At 60.7% G+C, this 7,402-nt stretch carries 9 protein-coding genes; 8 read left to right on the top strand and 1 reads right to left on the bottom strand.

Features of this window, described 5'->3' with window-relative positions; genetic code table 11:
* Positions 1-107 precede the first annotated feature (107 nt).
* The 4 genes from grxC (at position 108) to ACE3OH_RS16955 (ending at position 2,332) form a co-directional block, all read left to right on the top strand.
* On the top strand, positions 108-365 hold the full coding sequence (grxC, locus tag ACE3OH_RS16970; protein ID WP_374355713.1) for a glutaredoxin 3: 258 nt from the start codon (positions 108-110) through the stop codon (positions 363-365).
* Positions 366-451: 86 nt separating this feature from the next.
* A complete protein-coding gene (gene secB, locus ACE3OH_RS16965; protein ID WP_374355710.1) occupies positions 452-916 on the top strand; it encodes a protein-export chaperone SecB in 465 nt (154 codons plus the stop codon).
* Positions 894-1,346 carry an SH3 domain-containing protein gene (locus tag ACE3OH_RS16960; protein WP_374355707.1) on the top strand — a complete coding sequence of 151 codons (453 nt, stop codon included), beginning with the start codon at positions 894-896 and terminating at the stop codon, positions 1,344-1,346. Before secB ends, ACE3OH_RS16960 begins: the two co-directional genes overlap by 23 nt.
* Positions 1,343-2,332, top strand: a complete 990-nt coding sequence (locus tag ACE3OH_RS16955; protein WP_374355704.1) for an NAD(P)H-dependent glycerol-3-phosphate dehydrogenase — start codon at positions 1,343-1,345, stop codon at positions 2,330-2,332. Before ACE3OH_RS16960 ends, ACE3OH_RS16955 begins: the two co-directional genes overlap by 4 nt.
* Positions 2,333-2,449: 117 nt before the next feature.
* Here ACE3OH_RS16955 and ACE3OH_RS16950 read toward each other — a convergent pair whose 3' ends face one another.
* Entirely contained in the window at positions 2,450-2,992 is a 543-nt protein-coding gene (locus tag ACE3OH_RS16950; protein WP_374355701.1) for an outer membrane beta-barrel protein, read from the bottom strand.
* 189 nt (positions 2,993-3,181) lie between these two features.
* On the opposite strand from ACE3OH_RS16950, the gene ACE3OH_RS16945 reads away from it, so the two are divergent.
* The 4 genes from ACE3OH_RS16945 to ACE3OH_RS16930 form a co-directional block, all read left to right on the top strand.
* A complete protein-coding gene (locus tag ACE3OH_RS16945) occupies positions 3,182-5,320 on the top strand; it encodes a heavy metal translocating P-type ATPase (protein ID WP_374355698.1) in 2,139 nt (712 codons plus the stop codon).
* A 40-nt stretch (positions 5,321-5,360) separates the two neighbouring features.
* Positions 5,361-5,567 carry a heavy-metal-associated domain-containing protein gene (locus ACE3OH_RS16940; protein WP_374355695.1) on the top strand — a complete coding sequence of 69 codons (207 nt, stop codon included), beginning with the start codon at positions 5,361-5,363 and terminating at the stop codon, positions 5,565-5,567.
* Complete coding sequence (locus tag ACE3OH_RS16935; protein ID WP_374355692.1) at positions 5,551-5,847, top strand: metal-sensitive transcriptional regulator; 297 nt, start codon at positions 5,551-5,553, stop codon at positions 5,845-5,847. The genes ACE3OH_RS16940 and ACE3OH_RS16935 overlap by 17 nt, the downstream gene beginning before the upstream one ends.
* 368 nt (positions 5,848-6,215) lie before the next feature.
* Positions 6,216-7,402, top strand: a 1,187-nt coding sequence (locus ACE3OH_RS16930) for a hypothetical protein (protein ID WP_374355689.1), incomplete at its 3' end; no start/stop codon positions are given.

Raw genomic sequence — 7,402 nt, 5'->3', positions numbered from 1 at the left:
CGGAAACCATCGCCCGCTTAGTGCCGCTGAATCAGCAGCTTTCAATTGCATATATAAGATTAGTGTTCATGCGCATCTGCGCATTTTTCTACCGCTGGAGCCAAGCAATGCCCGTCGTCACCATGTACAGCACCGCGATTTGCCCGTTCTGCATTCGCGCCGAACAACTTTTGCTGCGGAAAGGCGTATCGCAGATCAACAAGATCCGCGTTGATCTCGAACCAGAGCGCCGCGAAGAGATGATGACGCGCACCGGCCGACGCACCGTACCGCAAATCTACATCGACGAACTGCACGTGGGCGGATTCGACGATCTGGCGGCCCTTGACCACGCAGGCAAGCTCGACACTCTGCTGCAGTCTTAACCGGCGGTGGATGGCTACATGTCCGCGAATCTGCGATGATTCGCCCGCTTTGTATTTGTTAACTATCGCATTCATTAGGAGTCGCCATGAGCGAACAACAAGCCCAGCCTATTTTTTCCATCGAGAAGCTGTATGTGAAGGATCTGTCGCTGGAAGTGCCCAATGCACCGAAGATCTTCCTGGAAGCCTCGCAGCCTGAAGTCGAAATGCAGATCCAGACGCAGTCGCAGCCGATCAACGATGGCTATTTCGAATGCACGCTGACCATCACCGTGACTGCCAAGAATGCTGAGCGCACCTATTTCCTGGTGGAAGTCGCCCAAGCCGGTCTGTTCCTGATCCGCAATGTGCCGGATGAAGACCTTGAGCCCATCCTCGGCATGGCCTGCCCGAACATCCTGTTCCCCTATGTTCGCGAAGCGGTTTCCGATCTGGTTACCCGCGCCGGTTTCCCGCCCGTCGTGTTGGCGCCACTGAATTTCGAACAGATGTATATGCAGCGTCAGGCTCAACAAATGGCCACCCAAGATGCGCCAGCCACTGTTCAGTAAGCTGCTTTTTGCCTGCCTGTTCGGCATGGCGGCCTGTGTCGTGTCCGCACTCGAATTCCGTTCGACTGCGGAACATGGCACAGCGTTTTACGACGCACCCAATCCGAAAAGCAAGCGGCTGTTCGTAGCCAGCCGCGGCTTTCCGGTTGAAGTGCTGGTGGAGAACAAAGACTGGCTGCGTGTGCGCGACCAGTCTGGCGCTCTTGCCTGGGTAGAAAAAAAAGCCCTATTGACCAAGCGCACCGTGGTGGTATCCGCTACAAGCGCTGGCTTGCATAGCAATGCGGATGGCAAATCCCCGTTGCTGTTCCAGGCGGACAAAGGGGTCATCTTCGATCTGGTGGAAGTCGGGAAAACCGGCTGGGTCAAGGTCAAGCACCGCGACGGCGCCAGCGGCTTTTTACGTATCGAAGAGGTATGGGGCATATGAAGATTGCCGTCTTGGGCGCCGGCTCCTGGGGTACCGCCCTGGCAATGAGCTTCGCCAGCCAGCATCAGGTGACGCTCTGGGCGCGCAATCCGGAGCAAGTCGCCGCGATGCAGGCCGATCGTGCCAATGCACGCTATCTGAAGGACCTGCCATTTCCCGATGGCTTGCAGCTTTCCAGCGACCTGGACGCCGCCACACAGACTGCCGATCTGATCCTTATCGTCACACCGACTGCAGGCCTGCGCCCGACCCTGAAGGCGCTGATGGCACTCGGGCGTAGCGCCCCCATCCTGTGGGCTTGCAAGGGCCTGGAAGCCGACACCCTGCTACCGGCGCACGAGGTGGTTGCGGCCGAGCTTGCACCCCATATTGCCCGCGGCATTCTCACTGGCCCGAGCTTTGCCCAGGAAGTTGCTGCCGGTCTGCCGGCAGCGCTGACACTGGCCTCGGACGATCTCGCTTTTGCGCATCGCACCGCAGACGCCCTGCACTCATCGCGCCTGCGCATTTATTCCAGCGACGACGTGATTGGTGCAGAGATCGGCGGGGCGGTAAAAAACATCATGGCAATCGCCGCAGGCGTAGGCGACGGCCTGCGCCTGGGCCACAACGCCCGCGCCGCCCTGATTACCCGCGGCCTAGCCGAGATCACCCGGTTTGGCGTAGCACTGGGCGCGCGGCCCGAAACCTTGGTTGGCTTGTCGGGCCTTGGTGACCTGATCCTCACCTGTACCGGCGACCTTTCGCGCAATCGCAAGGTTGGTTTGCTGCTAGCCGAAGGCCTGCCGCTCGAGCAGATTGTCGCCAATCTTGGCCACGTCGCCGAGGGCGTCAACACTGCGCGCGCGGTATTGGCCCAGTCACAGCGCCTTGGCGTTGATATGCCGATTACCCGCGCAGTATGCGCCATGCTGTTCGATGGCCTGCCGGCAGCGCAGGCCATTGCCGCACTGATGGGGCGCGAAACCAAGGCCGAGTTGCGCTAGGACAGCGCTGGAGCGCGCGGGCGAGTCATTCAGTCTGACTGATTGCCGCACAGCGCAAGGCACAAAAAATGGGCACCCGCGGGTGCCCATTTTTGCATCATGCTGGCAAGCAATCGCTTAGAAGCTGTAGTCAGCGCCAACAGTGAAGGTCGACAGCTTCAGGCCTTCGATCTTGCCGAATTCAGCGTATTCGGTACGGATACCGAATTGCTTGTTGATGGCGTAACGAGCGCCGATACCCACCAGAGCCTTGGTCTTGGTGTCGCTCTTTTCAGCCATGTAGAAGCCAGGTGCACGCACTTCTGCCTTGGCGCGGATAGCGCCCAGGCCGAGGCGGCCGTATACGCTGAATTGTTCGTTGATCGGGTAGCTACCGATCACCGACAATTGAACGGCGTGTGCTTGCAGATTGGCGCTCACCGAGCCTTCGCGCTCGCTGATCTTGCCCAGATCGCGATAAGCCAGTTCAGCAGCGAAGTTCGGGTGGAACTGATAGCCACCAAAGATCGCCCAAGCGGTTTCGTTCTTGCTGATCGACACGCCACCCACGTTTTCTTCCAGCTTGCTGCGGCCGATGTCGGCACCAACATAGGTTTCAGCGGCGAAAGCAGGCAGGGCAACAGCGGCGGCCAGGGCCAGAATGCTCAAAGACAATTTCATGATCGTTCCTCAAATTCGGTTGTAATTTTGTCTCTCATCCCCCTCGCGGGGCCCACATTCTAGCGATGCGTCATGTCGCCGTCATCGTCCGGCTTGTTTTCCGATGCTTTTTTGCAACAAAATCCAACAGCATTGCGACGGGTACGGGCGTATACTCAGCGATCCGGCATACCCCACCAGGGTATTTAAATGACTCATTCAACGCCCCCGTCGCTGCAATTACAGATACAGGGAATGAGCTGCGCCGCCTGTGCGGCACGCATCGAAAAGCTGCTGAACCGTCGCCCTGGCGTCATGGCCAGTGTCAGCTTTGCCAGCGAAACCGCCGTGGTTACCGGTCTCGATGCGCCGACTGCGCTAAGCATCATCGAACAGGCCGGCTTTCACGCCAGCGAAGTGACAGCAGACTCGCCATCGCCCGAAATGGTTCCCGAACCCATCTGGCCGCTCTTGCTTGCCCTGTTGCTGATGCTGCCCTTTGTGTTCGATATGGCAGCCATGGCGCTGGGCTGGCACCAGCTGATGCTTCCGCCCTTGCTGGCCCTGGCCCTGGCCACGCCGGTGCAGTGCCTGAGCGCTTGGCGCTTTTATTCAGGTAGCTGGCATGCACTGCGTAGCGGCGCAGCCAATATGGATGTGCTGGTTGCCATGGGCACCAGTGCAGCCTTCGGTTACAGCACGGCGGTGGCCCTGGGCTGGCTACCTGGGCATGTCTACTTCGAAGCTAGCGTGGTGGTGATCGCGCTGGTCCTGCTGGGCAAGCGGCTGGAGGCGAGGGCGCGGTTGCAGACGCGCGCCGCCCTGCTGGCGCTGGCCCGCCTGCAACCGAAGCAGGCATTGGTAGAGGATGGCGCAACGCCGGTATGGCGCGATGTCCGTCTTTTGAAGGTAGGCGACATCGTGCGGGTGGCGCCTGGTGAGGCGATTCCTGCCGACGCGCTGGTTATCGCGGGCAATAGCAGTGCCGATGAGGCCTTATTGACCGGCGAGGCGATGCCGGTTGCCAAACAGGCCGGCAGCACTGTATTTGCCGGCAGCCTGAACCAGACCGGCCAGTTGCGTCTAGAAGTCAGCAAGGTGGCAGCGGATAGTCAACTGGCCCAGATCATCGCACTGGTGCGCGCAGCCCAGGCCAGCAAGGCGCCCATCCAGGCGCTGGCCGACCGTATTGCCGCCGTGTTCGTGCCGGTGGTGCTCGCAATCAGCGCAGCCACCCTCGCCGGTTGGTGGCTTCATGGCGCAGGCGTGGAGACCGCCCTGGTCAATGCCGTTGCCGTACTGGTGATCGCCTGCCCGTGTGCGCTTGGGCTGGCCACGCCCACCGCGGTGATGGTGGGCACCGGCACCGCTGCCCGCCACGGCATTCTGATCCGCAATGCGGCAGCGCTGGAAGCGGCCGCCCGGCTCGATATCCTGGCTCTGGACAAAACCGGCACCCTGACCCAGGGACAAGCGGCCGTGATCACGGCCGATTTCGGTGTCGCCGCTGCACAAGTACAAGCGCTGGCAGCCGCTTCGCGCCACCCGCTATCGCAAGCGCTGGCGAAAGCCCTGCCCATCGGCACCGGCAATATCAGCACTATGCGCCAGCTGGCCGGCCTTGGTAGTGAGGCGATCATCGAGATAAACGGCAAAAGCCATACCCTACGGCTCGGCGCGCCTGCCTGGCTAATCAGCCTGGGCGTTGCCTTGCCGGAAGCACTGACCGCTCGGCTCGATACCGGTGGCGACACCCTGGTAATCGCAGCCCTCGATCAGCAGTATCTCGGCTACGCCGCACTGAGCGACCCGCTGCGCGACAATGCCGGACAAGCGATACAGCGCCTGCAGGCCATGGGCATCCAGCCGCAACTGCTCAGCGGCGACCGCCCTGGCCCGGCCGAAGCCATTGCCCGGCAGCTGGGCATTGCACATTGGCAGGCACAATGCCTGCCAGCCGACAAGCTGGCGCATATCCGCGCCCTGCAAGCAAACGGCCATCGGGTCGGCATGGCGGGTGATGGCATCAATGACGCGCCAGCCCTGGCAGCGGCCGATGTCAGCCTGGCCATCGGCAATGGCTCGGACGCAGCCATCGCTGCCGCCGATATCACGGTGACGCGGCCCGATGTATTGGCCTTGGTCGACGCCCTGGACATTGCCCGAGCCACCCTGCGCACCATCCGGCAAAACCTGTTTTTTGCCTTTGCCTTTAACGCCATCGGCATTCCTGCTGCTGCTCTGGGTTTTCTGCACCCGGCCATTGCCGGTGGCGCCATGGCCATGAGCTCAGTCACCGTGCTCGGCAATGCCTTGTTGCTGAAACGCTGGCGGCCGCGCAAAGCCTGACGCCGCAGCACTTATCGCCTACCAACCGAAGGAGTACATCATGGAACAGTCATTTCACATCGAAGGCATGCATTGCGGCGGCTGTGTCGCCGCCGTCGAGCGTACCGTCAAGGCCCTGCCCGGCGTCAGTCAGGTCGTAGTGGCGCTCGCGGACAAGCGCGCGCAGGTCAGCTACGACCCGGCACTGCTGGACAGCACGCAGATTCGCGCTGCCATCGAGGATGCCGGCTATGACGTCATCGCCTGAGCCCTGCCACAAGCAAGTTCACCGGCCCGGCAAAGCCGCCTTGCAAAAGCGATTGGCGCGACTGGAAGGCCAGGTCAGGGCAGTGCGCGAGATGGTCGAGGCCGATCGCTACTGCGTCGACATCATCACCCAGATCCAGGCGGCACGCGCCGCCTTGGCGGCGGTCGCCGAACAGCTGCTGGACGAACATCTGCAAGGCTGCGTGGCGCGCGCCTTGCAAAGCGGCCAAGGCGAAGCGGAAACCGCCGAGCTGATTGCCCTGCTGCGCAAGTTCCGCTGAGGCCGCCCAGTAAGGATCGAACTCTCAGGTTGCAGCAGCCGTGCCATCGTCGCCGGGTGCCGTACATTTAGCGCGCCAGTGAAGTGGTTCACAGCCTCCCCGGCCAATCACTTGGACAATGCCATCGGTAGGAAGCGGGATAGCCACCGCCATCGTGCAATACGCCCCAAACCAATCAGCATGGCGTCTTTACCGGCAGGCCAAACGCCAGCTTCCATTTAAAATCGCGCCCCGCCGATCGATGCGCGATCTACCTGCTTACATGACGAGGAATGATGCGAAATAAACTATACCCGGCACTGGCTGCGCTGCTTTGGCTGGTACCCGAGCAGGCAGCATTCGCTGCCGTCGGCGCTGAAACAAGCGGCGTGCCAGCCTCCTTGCTCACCGCGGCTGAGCAACCGCGCTCTGCCAGCGACAACGGCAACAACACCTGGATTTCCATCAACACCGGCTTGGGCGAAGGCATGGTCAACGCCCTGCTTGTCGATAAAACAGGCCGGTTGTTTGCAGGACTATCGAATGGCAAGGTGTTCGCAAGTGATAACGGCGGCACCAGCTGGATCGCTATCAATGATGGTTTAGGTCGTGGGCAGGTAATAACACTGATCAAGAACAAGGCTGGCTCTGTCTACCTGCAAACCGACAACGGCGTATTCCGTTTCAGTACTGCGAGTCAAGGCTGGGAACCCGTAGTTGCCGGACTGGGCACTCGGCGAGTCCGTTTGCTGGCCGCGCTGTCTGATAATCAGGTCTATATCGGAACCGATGACGGCGTACTCAGGCTCAACCCGGCGGGTGAGCGCTGGGATGCAATTAACGCCGGCATGGAAAACCAAAGTATCTCTGACCTGCAGGCAGACGGCTCAGGCAATCTCTATGCTCGGTCCTCCGGTTCGGTTTTCCGCCTTACTCCCGGAGCCAGCAGTTGGCGCAGCGCGAGCACGCCCGCTGAAAACACGGGATTTTTGGGCTCTTCGCTGATGAAAATGTTCGTCAGCAGCAATGGTACGATTTATCTCGGTCGCTACATCGAGGGTTACGGTGGCGGCCCCTATCGCAGCACCGATGGCGGCCAGACCTGGGAACTGATCAAGACGGGACTACCAAACCGGGCAGCGCAAAATCTGTACCTGCGAGGCGCTCAGGCCGATGGCAGCATCTATGCCTTTGATCCAACCCTTGGTTCCTTATCAAGCGGCGCATTCCGACTCGATCCAGGTGCCAATGCCTGGCGTGAAGTGCCAACACCGATCTGCTTTGGCGATAGCTACGCCATTACTGAAGACGACAATGTGTACCGTTGCGATGCCAATACAAACGCCTCCTATCTGATCGAAGGCCCACTGCAGCGATCCAAGCATCTGAGCACCATCGTTCCGGGAAATAGCGGTGAGCTGTATGCCATCCTCGCCGACGGCAGCGTGTATCGCCTCGATGCGGCAGCCATGGAATGGACCGCCGGATTAGTCTCGCAAGGGCCGTTCTGGGAGCGAACCCTGACACTCAGCCACACTCAGCGCAGTAAAGACCTGGATCAGCCTGGCTGCGTCTT

The organism is Chitinimonas sp. (assembly GCF_041904975.1).
In the GTDB taxonomy this organism is placed as follows: Bacteria; Pseudomonadota; Gammaproteobacteria; order Burkholderiales; family Chitinimonadaceae; genus Chitinimonas.
This window is presented reverse-complemented; position numbering and strand designations above follow the sequence as displayed.